Annotated in this window: 16 protein-coding genes; 11 read left to right on the plus strand and 5 right to left on the minus strand. The window is 69.2% G+C overall.

Annotated elements, in window-relative coordinates:
• Nucleotides 1–48 precede the first annotated feature (48 nt).
• Nucleotides 49–927, minus strand: coding sequence for a UTP--glucose-1-phosphate uridylyltransferase (locus ABH933_RS02935; protein ID WP_429414849.1), 879 nt, complete (start codon nt 925–927; stop codon nt 49–51).
• A gap of 62 nt (nt 928–989) precedes the next feature.
• On the opposite strand from ABH933_RS02935, the gene ABH933_RS02940 reads away from it, so the two are divergent.
• The 3 genes from ABH933_RS02940 (at nt 990) to ABH933_RS02950 (ending at nt 6660) form a co-directional block, all read left to right on the plus strand.
• Nucleotides 990–2585 carry a DNA polymerase IV gene (locus ABH933_RS02940; RefSeq protein ID WP_429414852.1) on the plus strand — a complete coding sequence of 532 codons (1596 nt, stop codon included), beginning with the start codon at nt 990–992 and terminating at the stop codon, nt 2583–2585.
• Between the two features lie 106 nt (nt 2586–2691).
• The gene (locus tag ABH933_RS02945) at nt 2692–3219 is read left to right on the plus strand and encodes a hypothetical protein (RefSeq protein ID WP_429414855.1); all 528 of its coding nucleotides are present in this window, start codon (nt 2692–2694) and stop codon (nt 3217–3219) included.
• A 177-nt stretch (nt 3220–3396) separates the two neighbouring features.
• Complete coding sequence (locus ABH933_RS02950; protein WP_429415747.1) at nt 3397–6660, plus strand: arabinosyltransferase domain-containing protein; 3264 nt, start codon at nt 3397–3399, stop codon at nt 6658–6660.
• Between the two features lie 81 nt (nt 6661–6741).
• Here the strand turns inward: ABH933_RS02950 and ABH933_RS02955 are convergent, their stop codons facing one another.
• On the minus strand, nt 6742–7464 hold the full coding sequence (locus tag ABH933_RS02955; protein ID WP_215919131.1) for a sensor domain-containing protein: 723 nt from the start codon (nt 7462–7464) through the stop codon (nt 6742–6744).
• Complete coding sequence (locus ABH933_RS02960) at nt 7461–8411, minus strand: hypothetical protein (protein WP_429414859.1); 951 nt, start codon at nt 8409–8411, stop codon at nt 7461–7463. Before ABH933_RS02960 ends, ABH933_RS02955 begins: the two co-directional genes overlap by 4 nt.
• Nucleotides 8412–8498: 87 nt before the next feature.
• Here ABH933_RS02960 and lspA point away from each other — a divergent pair, with 87 nt between their 5' ends.
• The 3 genes from lspA (at nt 8499) to ABH933_RS02975 (ending at nt 10813) form a co-directional block, all read left to right on the plus strand.
• Nucleotides 8499–9158, plus strand: a complete 660-nt coding sequence (gene lspA / locus ABH933_RS02965; RefSeq protein ID WP_429414862.1) for a signal peptidase II — start codon at nt 8499–8501, stop codon at nt 9156–9158.
• A 76-nt stretch (nt 9159–9234) separates the two neighbouring features.
• Nucleotides 9235–10161 carry an RluA family pseudouridine synthase gene (locus ABH933_RS02970; protein WP_429414865.1) on the plus strand — a complete coding sequence of 309 codons (927 nt, stop codon included), beginning with the start codon at nt 9235–9237 and terminating at the stop codon, nt 10159–10161.
• Complete coding sequence (locus ABH933_RS02975) at nt 10133–10813, plus strand: hypothetical protein (RefSeq protein WP_429414868.1); 681 nt, start codon at nt 10133–10135, stop codon at nt 10811–10813. Before ABH933_RS02970 ends, ABH933_RS02975 begins: the two co-directional genes overlap by 29 nt.
• 169 nt (nt 10814–10982) lie before the next feature.
• Here the strand turns inward: ABH933_RS02975 and ABH933_RS02980 are convergent, their stop codons facing one another.
• Nucleotides 10983–11597 (minus strand): Uma2 family endonuclease, encoded by a 615-nt coding sequence (locus ABH933_RS02980; RefSeq protein WP_429414870.1) that lies wholly within the window; start codon nt 11595–11597, stop codon nt 10983–10985.
• 133 nt (nt 11598–11730) lie between these two features.
• Between ABH933_RS02980 and ABH933_RS02985 the strand changes: the two genes are divergently transcribed.
• Together ABH933_RS02985 and ABH933_RS02990 are read left to right on the plus strand one after the other, a co-directional pair.
• Nucleotides 11731–14202 (plus strand): cation-translocating P-type ATPase, encoded by a 2472-nt coding sequence (locus ABH933_RS02985; RefSeq protein ID WP_429414872.1) that lies wholly within the window; start codon nt 11731–11733, stop codon nt 14200–14202.
• A 117-nt stretch (nt 14203–14319) separates the two neighbouring features.
• Nucleotides 14320–15138 carry a PhzF family phenazine biosynthesis protein gene (locus ABH933_RS02990; protein WP_429414876.1) on the plus strand — a complete coding sequence of 273 codons (819 nt, stop codon included), beginning with the start codon at nt 14320–14322 and terminating at the stop codon, nt 15136–15138.
• Between the two features lie 36 nt (nt 15139–15174).
• On the opposite strand, the gene ABH933_RS02995 is transcribed toward ABH933_RS02990, so the two are convergent.
• Nucleotides 15175–16221 (minus strand): beta-ketoacyl-ACP synthase III, encoded by a 1047-nt coding sequence (locus tag ABH933_RS02995; protein ID WP_429414879.1) that lies wholly within the window; start codon nt 16219–16221, stop codon nt 15175–15177.
• A 117-nt stretch (nt 16222–16338) separates the two neighbouring features.
• Between ABH933_RS02995 and ABH933_RS03000 the strand changes: the two genes are divergently transcribed.
• The 3 genes from ABH933_RS03000 (at nt 16339) to ABH933_RS03010 (ending at nt 17648) form a co-directional block, all read left to right on the plus strand.
• Nucleotides 16339–16920 carry a TetR/AcrR family transcriptional regulator gene (locus tag ABH933_RS03000; protein WP_429414882.1) on the plus strand — a complete coding sequence of 194 codons (582 nt, stop codon included), beginning with the start codon at nt 16339–16341 and terminating at the stop codon, nt 16918–16920.
• Nucleotides 16921–17118: 198 nt separating this feature from the next.
• Nucleotides 17119–17292 (plus strand): hypothetical protein, encoded by a 174-nt coding sequence (locus ABH933_RS03005; RefSeq protein WP_429414885.1) that lies wholly within the window; start codon nt 17119–17121, stop codon nt 17290–17292.
• The gene (locus ABH933_RS03010) at nt 17289–17648 is read left to right on the plus strand and encodes a hypothetical protein (protein WP_429414888.1); all 360 of its coding nucleotides are present in this window, start codon (nt 17289–17291) and stop codon (nt 17646–17648) included. Before ABH933_RS03005 ends, ABH933_RS03010 begins: the two co-directional genes overlap by 4 nt.
• Nucleotides 17649–17748 lie beyond the last annotated feature (100 nt).

The following is a 17748-nucleotide window of genomic DNA, read 5'->3' on the forward strand; positions in this document are numbered from 1 at the left end:
GTGACCTGGCCGAAGACCTCCTGTACGGCCGGGGGAGCTTTCGCTCGGTTACCCGCCGGCCAGCTGACGCAGTCGCGGGCCGTACTGCGGGTGGTTCATCGCCGAGGCGAACTGCGCGATCAGATAGTCGGCCGGATTGCCCGTGTCGTACCAGCGGCCGCTGATCACCTGGCCGTAGGCGGCATTCGCGGCGGCGAAGGCGTTGATCGCGTCGGTCAGGTACACCTCGCCGGTCCCGTGGGTGTACCACTCGGCGACCTGCTTGTCGAGCTCCTCGATGATGCCCGGTGTCACGACGTATCCGCCGACGGCGGCGAACGCCGAGGGTGCATCCTGCGGCTTGGGCTTCTCCACGAGCCCGGTGATCCGCATCAGGCCGTTGTCGAAGGTCTCCTCCACGACCGGCACGCCGTAGCGGACCGAGTCCTGCGGCTGCATCGGCATCAGCGCCAGCACCGGGGACTTCGTCTTGTTGTAGGCGTCGATGAGCTGCTGGGCGCGCGGCACCTCGGCGACGAACACGTCGTCGGGCCACAGCACCAGCATCGGCTCCTCGCCCAGGTTCCGCGCGGCGTTGAGCACCGGGGTGCCGTTACCGTACGGGCCGTGCTGGTCCAGGTAGGTGATGTGGCCCAGGCGGCCCAGCTCGCCGACCTCCTCCACGGCGTCGGCGTAGGCGGCCTTGCCGTCGGCGCGCAGCTGCGCCACCAGCGCTGGATTGGGCCGGAAATGGTCCTGGATCAACGACTTTCCAGCGCTCACCACGATCGTGATGTCGGTGATGCCCGAGGCTACGAGCTCACGGACGGTGTGCTCGATCACCGGCTTGTCGCCGACCGGCAGCATCTCCTTCGGGATCGCCTTGGTCAGCGGCAGCAGGCGGGAGCCGATGCCCGCGGCGGGGATCACGGCCTTACGGATAGTCATTGTCCGATCATCACATACGGCCGCGGCCGAATATGTCGGTAGCCGCGCGTAGATTTCCGGATATGAATATCGATCCCGGCCCGGCTACGACACGGCTTTTGCCTGGTCAGCCGCAGTCCTCCGGGGTCGCCGAGGCGCACCGGGCGGGCGACGTGGCCCGGTCGGTGGCGCAGGAATCCCACAGCAATTCCGGGTCGGATGCGCCGGCCGAGCGGGAGCAGCGCGCGCGGCGCTGGGTGCTGCACATCGACATGGATGCCTTCTTCGCCTCGGTCGAGCAGCTGACAAGGCCCACGTTGCGCGGTCGTCCGGTGCTGGTGGGCGGCATGGGTGGGCGCGGGGTGGTGGCCGGGGCGAGCTACGAGGCGCGGGTCTTCGGGGCGCGCTCGGCGATGCCCATGCATCAGGCGCGGCGGCTGGTCGGGGTCACCGCGGTGGTGGTGCCGCCGCGCGGGGTGGTGTACGGGGAGGTCAGCGGGCAGGTTTTCGAGGCGATGCGCTCGCGGATTCCGGTGCTCGAGACGCTCTCGTTCGACGAGGCGTTCGGCGAGCCCGCCGAGCTGGCGGGGGCCAGCGTGGCCGAGGTGCTGGCATTCTGCGAATCGCTGCGCGCGCTGGTGCGCGAGCGCACGGGCCTGGTCGCCTCGGTCGGCGCCGGTGCGGGTAAGCAGCTGGCCAAGATCGCCTCGGGCCTGGCCAAACCCGATGGGGTGCGGGTGATTTCGCCGGGGGAGCAGCGCGACCTGCTGGCCGCCCTGCCCGTGCGCAAGCTGTGGGGTGTCGGGCCGGTGGCCCAGGGGCGGCTGCGGTCGGTCGGCATCGAGACCGTCGGGGCGTTCGCGGCCCTGCCCGAATCGGAGGCGGTCTCGCTGCTGGGCGGCAGCATCGGCGCGGCGCTGCACCGGCTCGCCCGCGGCCTGGACGATCGGCCGGTCGCCGAGCGGGCCGAGGCGAAGCAGATCAGCGCCGAGACCACCTACGAGACCGACATCGTGGGCCTGGGCCAGCTGCGGTCCGCGATCGAGGAGATGGCCGCGTCCGCGCACCGCCGCTTGGAGCGCGACGGCCGGGCCGCCCGCACGGTGGTGCTGAAACTCAAGAAGGCCGATATGAGCATCGTGACCCGCTCCTTCACACTGCCGTACGCGACGGAGGATCCGGCCACCCTCACCGCCGCGGCGCTGCGCTCGGCGATCGACCCGGCCCAGCTCGGGCCGATCCGGTTGGTCGGTGTCGGTTACGGCGGCCTGTCGGAGGTGCGGCAGGAGTCGCTGTTTCCGGAGTTGGATCAGGACACCGCGCCGCGCGTCGCGGCGGACCTGGAGGAGTTCGTCGCCCCCGAGCCGACCGTCGTCGCGGCGTCCGCCGCGGGCCCGGCCGATACTCTTGCCGGCCCGGGAGATTCCGCTGATCCCGAGGCCGTTTCCGCAGCGGCACATGCGGTTCCGCCCCCCACGCGCTCGTACACCACCGAATATTTCTATCCCGGCCGCGATGTCGCCCACCGCGAGCACGGACACGGCTGGGTGCAGGGCAGCGGACACGGCCGTGTCACCGTCCGATTCGAGACCCGCTCGACAGGGCCGGGACCGGCGTATACCTTCTCTGCCGACGATGTGGATCTGGGCCCGGCCGATCCGCTCCTTAGTCTTCGTTGAAAGTTCCCGGGTAGCGTGAGGCCACTCGTGCAGCGCCGCCGGTCGGATGGTAGTTGTCACGGTGCACACATACGTAACAGACCAACTCGAACGTAAAGGACGAGAATTGAAGCTTCAGAGGACGGGACGGATCGCCGTCGCCACGCTGGCCGTGGTGGCCGCGTTGGGATTGTCTGCCTGCGGTAGCGGTGACAAGCACTCGAGCTCCAATCACGCGACGATGACGACGACGAGTGCGGCGGCCGAGGCGACCACCACCACCGGGAACTACCCGCCGACGCCGACCGTGGAACAGCTGAACAAGGAGCTGGCCGAGACCCTGAACCCGAATGTGCCCGCCGCGCAGAAGGTTCAGTACCTGCAGAACGGTTCGACCGCGCTGCAGAAGGATCCGCAGATGATCAACAAGCTGATCACCGCCTACCAGCAGAACAACGCCAAGATCACCGTGACCGGCGTGACCAACACCGGCGGCGGCAATCTCACCGCGACGGCCAACTTCTCCATCAACGGCGGCCAGAACAACGTCGCCGTGGTGCCGTTCGTCGCGCAGGACGGCGCCTGGAAGCTCTCGCTGGACTGGGCGTGCAGCGGCCTGAAGAACCTGAACCAGTCCTCGCCCGCCTGCACCTAGGCAGACGGTCCTACGCGTCCGGACGGGCCGTGAATCGTGGTACGAACCGCGTTCACGGCCCGTCCTGCGGTTGGGGGAGACGAGGCCCTGGGCTTCTTAAGGCCCACCTGAGAATCGTCAAGCGATTTCGCCGGTTACGAGGCGGTCGCGCTAACATCTGCCTCCGTGACGGACACGATGGTGAGGGCCGACGAGGCGCCCGCGGCTGGCGAGCACCCCGAGAAAACCGGCCCCGGCCGCCGGAACCGGTCCACAATCGTGGCGTTCATCGCGGGCTTGCTGGGCGCGCTGTTCGCCGTCGCCGTGCCGCTGCTTCCGGTGCACGTCGACCACACCACACTCTCGTGGCCGCAGCAGAATTCCGCACGCGGCATCACCGCGCCGCTGGTGAGCTACGCCCCCTTGACTTTTGACGCGAGCATTCCGTGTTCGGCTGTGGCGCAACTGGGTTCGCGCGGCGGGGTGGTGCTGTCCAGCATGCCGGACGGTGCGCCGGACCTGGACCGGTACGGCTTCGTCGCGCGGGTGAACCCCGCTCGCGAGGGCAAACCGGCCACGTTCGAGACGGTGATGCGCAATCAGTCGCTGCTGAACGTGCCGTTGACCCAGCTCCGGAACTGCACGTACACCGTGCACGCCGACATATCCTCCGCCACAGCGACACTCGCCGGATCCCCGGTGAATCCGGTGACCCTGACCGGCGATTGGCGTCCGCAGCTGGTCGGCATCTTCAGCGAGCTGCCACACCCGGCCGGTACCACCGCGTCGGCGCAGGTCGACAGCCGGTTCTCGATCGTGCCGACGGTCGCCAAGCGCGCGGCCACCGTGCTGGCGATCGCGTGCACGCTCATCGCGCTGATTGCCCTGTATCGCTTGGATATTCGTGACGGCCGCCGGTTCCGGCGGCTGCTGCCGCAGCGCTGGTGGACCTTCAAGGCGGTGGACGCGGTCGTCTTCGGCACGCTGGTGGTCTGGTATTTCATCGGATCCACCACCTCCGATGACGGCTACCAGTTCGGCATGGCGCGAGTGTCGCTGGTGTCGGGCTACATGGCCAACTACTTCCGCTACTGGGGCGTGCCCGAAACACCGGTCGGCACACCATGGTTCGACCTGCTGGCGCGGATGTCCGAACTGAGCACCGCGAGCCCGTGGATGCGCCTGCCCACGCTGCTGGCCGGGATCCTGTCCTGGCTGCTGATCAGCCGCGAGGTGATTCCGCGATTCGGCGCGGCCGTCCGCCATAACCGTGTCGTGGTCTGGACCGGTGCGCTGGGCTTCCTGGCCATCTGGCTCCCCTACAACAACGGGCTGCGCCCCGAGCCGGTCGTGGCCGTGAGCGTGCTGCTGACCTGGTGCTTCGTGGAGCGGTCGATCGCGATGCGGCGGCTGCTGCCCTACGCGCTGGCGATCATCGTCGCCGCGTTCGCCTGTACGGCGAACCCGTCGGGCCTGATCTGTTTCGCGCCGCTGGTGGCCGGGATGCGGCCGGTGTCGCGGTTCGGCATCACGCGGGCCCGCGAACTGGCGGGGGCCGATTCCGGGGCGGAGGTCTCGGCGTGGGGCTGGGTGCGCGCCTACGGGGCGCTGCTGGCGCCGCTGGCCGGGGCCGGTTCGCTGATCCTGGCCGTGGCGTTCTCCGTGATTCCGCTATCGGGCATGTTCGAAACCAATCGCGTGCACCAGATCGCCGGTCCGGCCTCGCCCTGGTACGACGAATATCTGAGCTATCAATGGCTTTTCATGCCGACCGCCGACGGTTCCATCGGCCGCCGGTTCGGCATGGTCGTGATGTGGCTGGGCCTGCTGGTCTGCGCGTTCGTGCTGCTGCGCAAGGGCGGTCGGATTCCGTTCACCACGCCCGGGCCGACGAAGCGGCTGCTGGGGCTGACCTTCGGCGCGATGCTGCTGCTGGCGCTCTCGCCGACCAAGTTCACCCACCACAACGGCGTCTACGCCGGACTCGCCGGGTCGGTCGCCGCGCTCACCGCGGTCGCGGTCGGGCCTCGCGTCCTGCGGTCGCCCCGCAATCGGGCACTGTTCGCGGCGGTGGTTTCGCTCATCCTGGCGCAGGTCTTCACCAGCGTGAATCAGTGGTGGTGGGTATCGAGCCTCGGGATTCCGTGGAACGACAAGCCGCCCTCGGTGCACGGCTTCCTACTCGAGAAGGTGTTCGTCGCGGCCGCGGCGGTATTCCTGGCACTGGCGGCGTGGTGGCACGTGCGGGCGCCGGAAAAGGGTGTGCCGCATCGGATTTCGCCACGCGCCTGGAAGCTGGCGAAGATCCCGCCGCTGACGGTGGCGGCGGCGATCCTGGTGCTGTTCGAGGTCGCCTCGTTCGCCAAGGGCGTGGTGGCCCAGTATCCGGGGTTCTCGCTGGCCGCCTCGAATGTCGATGCGGTGCTGGGTAAGCCGTGCGGCCTGGCCAACGATGTACTGGTGGAGCCGGATCCGAACGCCTCGCTGCTGACCCCGCTCTCGGGCAATCCGTTCCGCAATTTCTCCAACGGTGCGACGGGGTTCGTGCCCAACGGCATCGGTGACCTCACCCCCGACGGCGAGCCGACCAGTGCCAGCAGTATCGCGAGCACGAAAGCCTTCAACACCAAGTCCGGCGGTGACACCGGGACCGAGACCGACGGGGCCCCACTGCCCTTCGGCCTGAACTCGATCACCACACCCGAACTCGGCACCTCCGGTCAGCAGGGCCAATCGGATCTGACGACCGGCTGGTACCGCCTGCCCGCGGCGGGCGACCGCGGCGGCATCATCGCGATCGCCGCCGCCGGGCGCATCCGCTCGGCGGACAAGGACGGCATCGTCACCCCGGGCCAGTCGGTCGAGGTCGAGTACGGCACAACCGATTCCGCCACGGGTGCGCAGGCGCTGGGCCGGGTGACACCGATCGATATCGGGCCCGCACCCTCGTGGCGGAATCTGCGCGTGCCGCTGGATCAGATTCCCGCCCAGGCGAATGTCGTTCGCATCGTGGCCAGTGCCCACAGCCTCGATCCGGGCCAGTGGATCGCGCTGACCCCGCCGCGGGTGCCGCACACGGTGACCCTGAACGACCTGATCGGATCGCATCAGCCGGTGCTGCTGGATTGGGCGGTGGGCCTGCAGTTCCCGTGCCAGCGGCCGTACGACCACAAGGACGGCATCGCCCGGATCCCGGGCTGGCGGATCCTGCCCGACCGGGGCGGCGCGCACGACACCAACCTGTGGGAGAGCCACGACGGCGGCGGCCCGCTGGGCTGGAGCCAGGAGCTGCAGCGCTCGAGCACGCTGGCCACCTACCTGAAGGACGGCTGGCGTGAGGACTGGGGCGAGCTGCAGCGCCTGACCCCGATCGACCCGTCCGCGGTCCCGGCGACCCCGGCGGTCACTCAGGACACCCACGGCGGGCTGTGGACGCCGGGCCACATCAATACGGCCTGGTAACTCCGGCAGACGCAGTGCGCCGCACCCGTTTCCGGTTCGCGGATTCCATCGCGGGGCTTCTTGCCCGGACCCGAGGCTCGCCTAGGGCCCCGAGATCCCCTGCAGGCGCCGGATTTGTGCATCGGTGAGGTCTCGCAGCGCGGCCGGGTCGACGGGTTTCTGTGCGGCGCGGGCGATTTGGACGATCGTGCTCCCGACCAGGGCCAGCGTCGCCGCGGAGTAGAGCGTCAGGCCCTGGCTGGAGGTCTGGACCTGGAAGGAGATCGACGCGTCGCCCGCCTTCGGTTCGCTCAGCCCGCCGATCCGGTAGCTGACCGCAGTGCCGTCGGCGTCGGTGCCCGAGTAGGAAGTGCATCGGCGCACCAGGTCCTCGACGGTCGAGAAGGCCTGCGCCGCGGCGCTGTTCGGGTAACTCGCCGCATCGATGTCGACGCTGTCGAAATCCGGTGACGAATAGTGCACCGCGCCAGCGGCGCTCGCGCCGGGAACCTGTTTGGTCACCCCGTCGAGCACCTTCGCGCACGCCGCGGGATCGGTGTGCGAGCGGTCGGGCGGGGTCTGGCCGTTACCGCCGGAACCGTCGTCGATCCGGGTGAACCCGGAGGGCATATCGGCCGCGGTGAGCAGCTTCGCCTGCAGCGTGGCCGAATCGGCGAAGGGAGCGGCGGTCACGGTGGGCGGGGGCGTCGCCGCCGAGCCCAGCGTCGGCAGCGAATTACCGTGGTGCGAGCCGCAGGCCGTAACGAACAGCGCCGTGCCGAGCAGCAGGATGCCCGCGCGGCCGGGCCCGATGATGCGCCTCACCGGTCCCACTGCACCCGCGTGCTGGTCTTCTGGCACAGCAGTACCGCGCTCTTGGGGTCGCGATAGGACTGGCTGCCGCCGACGGTGATCGAGCCCGAAACCGGTAGCGGCAGAACGAGATCCACGGTGATGGTGCCGGCACCGTGCATCACGTAGTCGACGATGTCCAGCGTGCCGGCGTTGCTGGGCAGATCCCAGACCTTCGATGTCGGCGTCTGCGTGACGTCCAACGCGATGGTGAGCAGATTGCCCTCGCGCCTGGTCAGGGTCGCGGTGGTGACCTGATTCAGCGGCACGTCGGCGGACACTCGCTGGTGCACGGTCCACACCGCGCCCTCGCCGACCGGGTCGGCCGGGAAGGCGATCGACTGATAGACCGCCTGATAGAAGGCCTGCTCCAACGCGGAGCGGGCAGCCTCGGAGGTGGACGGGGTCGGGGTCATCCGCAGCGCGGTGATCGCACCCACGTCGCTCATGGCGAAACCCGCGTGCGAACCATCGGCGGACTGCAGCTGCTGGGCCAGATCGGGATTGGAGGAGGTGGCCGAGCCCAGGGTCAGATCGACGCCGTCGGAGCCGGTGCGCGCGGTGAGCGGGATGGTGATCGCGGGCGGGGAGAAATCGTGCGCCGGCTGGTTGTTGAGCTGCTGCTCGATATGGTGGTCGGTGTGCAGGGTGACCTGCTGGGTGTTGCCCACCGCGAAGGAGCGGCGCAGCGCCTCGCGCGGCTCCGCTCCGGGCTGCAGCACCGTGGTCACCACCGCCGCGATGGGCATGGTGACCTCCTGGTCCAGCGCGGATGGTTCGACTTCGGCTTCGGAGCGGGGCTCGGTGATGTCGCTGCATGCGACAGCCATGCTCGACAGGGCGACCGCGAGAACCATGAGCACCACACCGGGGCGGGCCGCGCGGATCCTCGTGCGGGGATGGGAAGACAACACCGTCACGCGAACAGGTTACGACCGGTACCTGAAAATCTGCTTTGACGCGACCGCGCGACCGGGGCGGTGGGGCTGTCACAGCCATGAGGAATGATGTCGGATGTGAGTATCGACCGGCCGCGCGAGCAACACATCGACGACCACGACGAGCCGCCCCGGGAGGAGGCCGCCGCCGCGGCCGGTGCATCGCCTCGGGATGCCGAGCCCGAACCGGCGGCCGGATCGCTGCGGCGCCGCACGCTGCCGGTGCTGCTGGTCGTCGCGGCCGTGGCGTTCGCCCTGGATCTGGGCACGAAATGCCTGGTGGTCGCGAAGATGACGCCGGGTGAGCCGGTGTCGATCATCGGCGATGTGGTGCGGCTGGTCCTGATCCGCAATCCGGGCGCGGCGTTCTCGATGGCCACCGGGATGACCTGGCTGCTGACGCTCATCGCGGCGGCCGTCGTCGTCGGGGTGATCCGGATCGGGCGGTCGCTGCGCTCGGTGGGCTGGGCGGTCGGGCTGGGCCTGGTGCTCGGCGGCGCGATCGGCAACCTGACCGATCGGCTGTTCCGCGCGCCGGGCCCGCTGCAGGGGCATGTGGTCGATTTCATCTCCGTGACGAAATGGTGGCCGGTGTTCAACATGGCCGATTCGGCCATCGTGTGCGGCGCGATCCTGCTCGTGGTACTGACCGTTTTCGGATTCGAGCCGGACGGGGGGCGCACCCACTCGGGTCGTTCCGACTCCGACACAGAGGGGGAGGCCGAATGAGCGCAGCGCAGCGGAGCGAATCATGGGCACAGCGGGCTTCGCTCACGACGGAGCCGAGCGTCAGCGAGGCACAGTCGTGAGAGAGACACGCGCGATGCCGGTGCCCGACGGCCTGGACGGGATGCGGGTGGATGCCGGGTTGTCGCGGTTGCTGGGCCTGTCGCGGACGGCCGTCGCGGCGCTCACCGAGGAGGGCTTGGTCCAGATCGACGGCTCTCCGGCCGGAAAGTCCGACCGGTTGGCCGGCGGGGCGTGGCTCGAGGTGGAGTTCCCGGAGCCCAAGCGCGAGCTGACCGTCGAGGCGACGCCCGTGGAGGGCATGAAGATCCTGTACGCCGACGACGACATCGTCGCGGTCGACAAGCCCGTCGGGGTCGCCGCGCACACCGGGGTCGGCTGGTCCGGACCGACCGTGGTGGGCGGGCTGGCCGCGATGGGCTATCGGATATCCACCTCCGGCGCGCACGAGCGCCAGGGCATCGTGCATCGCCTCGATGTCGGCACCTCGGGCGTGATGGTGGTGGCGCAGTCCGAGCACGCCTACACGGTGCTCAAGCGCGCGTTCAAGCAGCGCACCGTCGACAAGCGCTATCACGCACTGGTGCAGGGACATCCGGACCCGTCGAGCGGCACCATCGACGCACCGATCGGCCGGGCCCGGGGCAACGACTGGAAGTTCGCGGTGACCGCGGACGGGCGGCCCAGCGTCACCCACTACGACACGGTCGAGGCGTTCCAGGCGGCCAGCCTGCTGGACATCCACCTGGAAACCGGCCGCACCCACCAGATCCGGGTGCACTTCTCCGCGATCCGCCACCCCTGCTGCGGCGACCTCACCTATGGCGCGGACCCGCGCCTGGCGCAGCGGCTGGGGCTGGAACGCCAATGGCTGCATGCCCGCTCGCTCGGTTTCGCCCATCCCGCCGATGGGCGCTGGGTCGAGATCACCAGCGAGTACCCGGCAGATCTGGAGCATGCGCTGGACGTCCTGCGGCATGCGTGAGCGCCTGCGCATCGCCGGATTCGCCGGTGCCGCGGTCGCTGTCGTCGTCCTGATCCTGGTCCTCGGCTGGGCCAACCCGCCGGTGCGCTCGGTGATCTCGACCGACCGGCTCGGCCCGGACTCGGGCGAGCCGGTCGCCGATTACCTGACCCGAGCCCGAGAGTCCTTGTCGGGCACGGAGAATGCCGAGCACTGGGCTCTGGTGTCCTTCAGCGCCGGAGTGACCCCGGACCGGATCCCTGAATCCGTTCCGGGGCTGCGGATCTCGAACGTGATCTACGACGTGCCGATCGATCGCGTCTACACCCCGCCGATCACCGTGCCGGTGCCCGCCGGGGATGCGGCCGCCACAGCCTCGGCCACAGCCGCAGCGGGCGCACTGGACAACACCGAGACCTCCGACGACCGTACCCGCCGCATCGCCGCGGTCATGGCCACCCGTCTGCACGGAGGATGTGCCTGCGCGGTAAACCTGGTCGTGCGCGGCCGGCTGGATCAATTGCGCACACTGACTACGCATGCCGGTGTTCGCGCAGTGCAGGCGTTGCCACCCGACGCCGCCGCCGACACGTTCGCGATCGTGCCGCTGTTACCGGAGCAGACCGGCCTCGCGGTACCTGGCCCCGATGACGGACCGGTACCGGATCGCTGACTCTGTCGGCGCCCGCTGGCCCGGCGGGCCTGGACGGCCACGGTCCGACATCGGTGCCACGCTGCCCGAGACGGCCGATCCGACGATGCCGCAGGCCACCGCGCCCGCACTGTCCTGCCAACGCGGACAGTGGATCCCTCGGGCGAGATGCCGGAAGAACCGTGTGCTCCTACTGGGTCGAGCGGCGTGCGATGAGGGCACCGAGATCGATGGTGACCGGGAAAGGCGAATCCACGGTGACGACTCCGGTGGTACGCGGGGTGATGTGGTAGTTGCCCTCGGAGTCCAGGGTGTAGATCGTCAGGCCTGCCGAGTCTGCTTCGAGGATGTCGATGACCCAGTAGTGCGCGATGCTGTTGGCGGCGTACTCGCCGGCCTTGACCGAGAAATCTCGCACCGCCGACTCGCCCGAGGTCGCGATCTCGATGGCCAGGGCAATCTGATCGGCTCGAATCCGGGACTGCTCGTCGACCTCGACGGGCGCGACGACGACGTCGGGCACTCGGCGCGGTGACCGTCCGACGAGTTCTGCCTCCAGTCCGGAGAACGGCTCCAATCCCTCCGGTACTTGAGCGTGGAGTTGGAGCATCAAACGAAAGATCGCACGGCTGTGCGGGGGCGCGGGGCGAGCGTTCACGAGTAGGAGTCCGTTCTCGATCTCGTAACGATGGCTGGTGTCGACGGGAAGAGCGTCGAACTCTTCCACGGTGATCGATCGCGCGGGTGGGATCGGTGCCGTCTCGACTGTCATCGTCTGCCTCCGGCTGGTTGCTGCGAGTGTCATGACCAGATCCTCCCCACGCTTTGCGCGCCCATCAGACATCATCGCATCGCGATCCCGCAACGTGCAGCGGTGCGGATCCGGCAACAGTGCAGCTTCCGTAGTCGCGGACGGTGTGCGCTCTAGGCTGGGGAGCATGTCGACTACCCAGCGGGAACTGCGCGCGACCGGTTTGACCAGGGTGGAGGTCCAGGAGCGGGTTCAGGACGGGCGGACCAACGAGATTCCCGGCCGGACCGGACGCTCGGTCGCCGATATCGTCCGGGCCAACGTCTTCACCAGGATCAATGCGATTCTGGGCGTGCTGTTCCTGCTGGTGTTGGCTACCGGGTCGATCATCGACGGGATGTTCGGGCTGCTGATCGTGGCCAACAGCGTGGTGGGCATCGTGCAGGAGCTGCGCGCCAAGCAGACCCTGGACAAGCTGGCGATCGTCGGGCAAGCGCGGCCGATCGTGCGCCGCGACGGCGCCGCGCGGGAGGTGGCCCCCGGCGAGGTGGTGCTCGACGATGTGATCGAGCTGGGGCCGGGCGATCAGATCGTCGTCGACGGCGAAGTGCTCGAGTGCGAACTGCTCGAGGTCGACGAATCGCTGCTGACCGGTGAGGCCGACGCGATCGACAAGGCCGCGGGCGCGCAGGTGATGTCGGGCAGTTTCGTGGTGTCGGGTTCGGGCGCCTATCGCGCCACCAAGGTCGGCCGCGATGCCTACGCCGCCCAGCTGTCCGTCGAGGCCAGCAAGTTCACCCTGGTCGACTCCGAGCTGCGCAACGGCATCAACTCGATCCTGAAAGTCATTACCTGCCTGCTGATTCCGGCGGGCCTGGTGACGATCTACAACCAGCTGTTCTCCAGCCACCAGCCGTGGCGGGAGGCCCTGAACGGCATGGTGGCCGCGCTGGTGCCGATGGTGCCCGAGGGCCTCGTGCTGATGACCACGATCGCGTTCGCGGTCGGCGTGGTGCGGCTGGGGCGGCGCAAATGCCTGGTGCAGGAGCTGCCCGCGATCGAGGGCCTGGCCCGGGTCGACGTGGTGTGCGCCGACAAGACCGGCACGCTCACCGAGAACGGCATGCGGCTCGCGGAGATTCGCCCGGTGGGCGACGCCCGCACGACGCCGCCGGCCGAGCAGGTGCTGGCCATGCTCGCCGCCGACGACCCGCGGCCGAATGCCAGCATGCTCGCGATCGCGGAGGCGCTGCCCGACGCGCCGGGCTGGGAGTCCACCGGCATCGCCCCGTTCTCCTCGGCGAAAAAGTGGAGCGGCATGTCCTACGGCGAGCACGGTGACTGGCTCATCGGCGCGCCCGACGTACTACTGGACCCGGATTCCGAGATCGCCTCCACCGCACAGGAAATCGGCGCGCAGGGACTGCGCGTGCTGCTGCTCGCCCGCAGCGACCGGCCGGTGGACGCGCCCGGCGCGCCCGGCGAGGTCACTCCGGTGGCGCTGGTGGTGCTGGAGCAGAAGGTGCGGCCCGACGCCCGTGCGACCCTGGAATACTTCGCCGGCCAACAGGTTTCGATCAAGGTGGTCTCCGGCGACAACGCGGTCTCGGTCGGCGCGGTTGCCACGTCGCTGGGCCTGACCGGCGGAGATCATCCGGTCGACGCGCGCGAATTGCCCTCCGCCCAGGACGCTTTGGCGCCGATCGTGGAGCAGCAGACCACCTTCGGCCGGGTGCGACCGGATCAGAAGCGGGCCATGGTGTCCGCGCTGCAGTCGCGGGGGCACACGGTCGCGATGACCGGCGACGGCGTCAACGACGTGCTCGCGCTCAAGGACGCCGATATCGGCGTCGCGATGGGCGCGGGCAGTCCGGCCACCCGCGCGGTGGCCCAGATCGTGCTGCTGGACAACAGGTTCTCCACGCTGCCGTACGTGGTGGCCGAGGGGCGACGGGTGATCGGCAACATCGAGCGGGTCTCGAATCTGTTCCTCACCAAGACCGTCTACTCGGTGCTGCTGGCCGTGCTGGTCGGCGTGGCCGGAATCGGTTCGCAGATCTTCCACTACGACCCGATCCCGTATCCGTTCCTGCCGCGGCACGTGACGATCGTGGCGTGGTTCACCATCGGCATTCCGGCGTTCATCCTGTCGCTGGCGCCCAACAACGAAAGGGCGCGTAGGGGTTTCGTGCCGCGGGTGCTGCGCCTGGCGGTGCCGTCGGGGGTGGTGATCGGTGCGATGACGTTCGTGGCGTACCTGTTCGCGTACCGCGGCGCCCATCAGAGCCAGGCGGAGAAGGTGCAGGCGAGCACGACGGCCCTGATCACGCTGCTGATCGTGGCGGTCTGGGTGCTGGCGATCGTGGCCCGGCCGTGGGTGTGGTGGAAGCTGCTGCTGATCGCCGGATCCGTTGTGGGCTACGTCATCCTGTTCGGCGTGCCGTTCACCCGGCACTTCTTTCAGCTGGATCCGTCGAACCTCGAGCTGACCGGGGTGGCGGTGCTGTGCGGCCTGATCGGGATCGTCCTGGTCGAATTGGCCTGGTGGTTGCTCGGGGATGGTAAGCGCGCGGAGCTTGCGGAGCGGGCGAGGCGGGTGAACTCAGCGGCGTCGGCGCAGCATCCGCTGCAACGCGGACGGTCCGCCGAAAAGGGCTGAATTCGAAGCGGTTTCGCGTCCCGGCACCGGGACGGACGTGTGGAACTGGTCACCTGCTTTGGCGCGCCGTACGCCCGTTGTATCGCGTGTCGATTGCACGCGGGTACCTTCGGCAGTATGGAGGTGCTGCTGCATCAGATCGACGCGTTCGCCGACGGCCCGTTCACCGGCAATCCGGCGGCGGTCATGCCGTTGCTGTCCTGGCTGCCGGACGGGCTGCTGCAGCAACTCGCCGAGGAGAACAATCTCGCCGAAACCGCTTTCTACACTGCGGCTCTGCCACTCGAGGCAGGTGACCCGCCGGGCGAGGGCCCCGCGTACCACCTGCGCTGGTTCACCCCCGCCACGGAGGTCGACCTGTGCGGCCACGCGACGCTGGCGACCGCCGCGCATCTGCTCGAGGACATTCATCCGGGCCTGGACCGCGTGCAGTTCTTCACGCGCAGCGGCTGGCTCGCGGTGGACCGCACCGACGACGACGAACTGGTGCTGGATCTGCCGCTGGCCGAATCCCTGGACGTGATACCGGATCCGGTGCTGGTCGCCGCCCTGGGCGTGCACCCGATCCGCGCGGTGACCGGGCAGGGCGAGGTGATCGTCGTGGCCACCGAGCGGGAGGTCCGCGAGGCCCGGCCGGATCTCGGGGCGTTTCCGAAGGTGCCGCGCGCGGTGATCCTCACCGCGCGGGGCGATTCGGTCGATTTCGTCTCCCGCGTCTTCGCGCCGGATCTCGGCATTCCGGAGGATCCGGTCACCGGTTCGGCGCACGCCCAGCTCACCCCGCTGTGGGCCGCAGAGCTCGGGCACAACGATCTGCGCGCCCGTCAGCTCTCCCGCCGCGGCGGCGCGCTGCGCTGCGTGCTGGACGGCAACCGGGTGCTGCTGCTGGGACGCTGCCGCCGGTACCTCGACGGCGTCGTGACGCTGCCGGACTGAGCCGGGCCGATCGATGGGCCCGGTCCGCCGGCGCGGTCAGTCCTGCGGAGCGATGGCCGGGAGCGTCACCACCTGGCCCGCGTAGGCCAGGCCCGCACCGAAGCCGAGCAGCAGGGTGGTGTCGCCGGGTTTCGCGGCGCCCGACCGCAGGAGCTGCTCCATGGCCATCGGGATGGAGGCGGCGCTGGTGTTGCCGGTCTCGACGATATCGCGGGCGACGGCGACGGATTCCGGCATGTGCAGCGCCTTGACCAGCGCGTCGGTGATGCGGCTGTTGGCCTGGTGCGGGACGAAGGCATCCAGGTCCTCGACGGTGACCCCGGCCTGGTTCAGCGCGTCGCGGCACGCCTTCTCCAGAAAGGTGACGGCCCAGCGGAATACGGCGGTTCCGTTCATTCTGATGTACGGCCGCTCGGAGGTGCCGCCGCTCGCCTCGGCCGCCGCAACCTCGGCGAAGTACTGCTGAAAGTCCTTGTCCTGCTTGATCGCCGCGGTCTGGCTGCCGTCCGAACCCCACGCGACCGGGCCGATGCCCTCGGTCTCCGACGGGCCGACGACCACCGCGCCCGCGCCGTCGGCGAAGATGAACGCGCACGTGCGGTCGGTCGGATCGAGCAGATCCGACAGGCGCTCGACCCCGATCACCAGCACATGGCGAGCCTGACCCGCGCGCACCAGGGTCGCCGCATTGGCCAGGGCGTAGCAGAAGCCCGCGCAGCCGGCCGAGATGTCGAACGCGGCGGTGTCGTGCATGCCGAGCTCGGTCGCCACGACCGCACCCGCCGAGGGACCCAGCACCATCTGCGACGAGGTGGCCAGGACCACCGCGTCGACCTGCTGGGCGGTCAGATTCGCCGCCGCCAGCGCGCGGCGCGCGGCGATGGTGCTCATGGACACGATGGTCTCGTCGGGCTCGGCCCAGCGGCGCTCGGCGATGCCCGAGCGGGTGCGGATCCACTCGTCGGACGAGTCGATCCGGTCGACGATCTCCGCATTGGGGACGATCCGGCGGGGCCGGTACGCGCCGATACCGAGGGCAGCGGCATGGGCGACGGGGGCGGCGGTGGCGATCTGCGCGGGCATGCGGGTCCTTCGTTCCTCGTGAACCAATCGGTTCACAGGATTAACGTTTAACATGAACCGATCGGTTCAAGCAAGAGTCGAATCGGTGACGGGTCAGGGCATCAGGAGGAGTACCCCATGGCAGCGGGACCGCGCGCACGGTTGATCGCCAGCACCATCACCACGGTGCAGGAGCACGGTGTGCACGCGGCGGGCCTGAGTGAGCTGCTCAAACGCAGTAATGCCTCACGCAATTCGCTCTATCAGCACTTTCCGTCCGGAAAGGGGGAGTTGGTGGAGACCGCAGCCAGGATCGTCGCCCGGGTCGTGTACTCGCATATCGCGAGGATGTCCGACGCGCTGGCGGGCGCGCCGACGGTCGAGCGCTGGCTCGACGAGTTCCTGGCCTTCTGGCGCGCCCCGCTCGAATCCAGCGACTACCGCGAGGGGTCGTTCATGATGGCCGCCGCGCTGGACGAGATGAATCCGACGGTGCAGTCCACCGCGGGCCAGGCCTTCGCCGAGTGGACCGCGAGGCTCGCGGACGGCATGGTCGCCGCGGGGCTGGACCAGGGCACCGCGTGTTCGGTCGCGGGGCTGCTGCTGTCGGTGGTGGAGGGCGCGATCGTGCAGAGCCGCGCGCTGAAATCCCTGCACCCGTTCGACGACGCGCGCGCCCAGTTGACGGTGCTGCTGCGGCACTACCTGCCGCAACGCTGACGCGGGCACGGGGCTCGCCGTGCGCGTGGCCGCGCCGCGCCGGTCGGTCGCACCCGGCTCGGACGGCCGGTGTCCGGCCGAAATTGCGCGTCGCGCGTCGCCCGGCTGTCGTAGCGTTGGCGTTGGCGTGGGCGCCGCGTCGGCGTCCGAGCCCGGCCGCGTCCTGGGACGATGCGGCAGCACAGCGGAGGACATGGGATGAAGATCGGCACGATCGGTGCGGCCGGCAGCGGAAGCCTGTCCGAGGCTGCCGAATTCGGGGACGTCGTGCTGTTCGGCGTGAAGAAGGACGCCGTGGAGTCCGCGCTGGAGGCGGCGCGCGCGAGGGCAGCCTGTCCGGCAAGGTCGTCATCGACTGCGGCAATGCCGTGAACACCGCGGATTTCTCCCTGATGACCTGGGAGGGAAAGTCTTTCGCCGAGCATGCCGAGGCGATCGCGACCGGCAGCCGCGTCGTCAAGGCGTTCAATCTCGCTGCCTACACCGTCTGGGAGCTGGATCCGGTCAGCTATGACGGACGCCCGCTGGCCGTGCCGTTCTGCGGGGAGGACGCGGCGAAGAAGCTGGTGGAGCCGCTGATCACCGATCTGGGCGCCAGCGCCCTGGACATCGGTGACCTGCGCCAGGCCCGCCATCTCGAGGCGATGGGCGTGGTCATCGTCAAGATGCTGTTCACGGGCCACGGGCTCAACAGCGTGTTCCAGTTCATCGAGGCGGCGCCGGCGTAGGGGCAATATCCGGGACATTTCCGGGGCGGCTCAGGGTGGTGCGGGGCGCACGAGCTTGCAAGAGTGGAATGGACAGCGAAACGCGAGGTGAAGGGAGCGC

Origin of the sequence: Nocardia sp. GP40, assembly GCF_050434125.1 — a bacterium.
GTDB classification, from domain to species: domain Bacteria; phylum Actinomycetota; class Actinomycetes; order Mycobacteriales; family Mycobacteriaceae; genus Nocardia; species Nocardia albiluteola.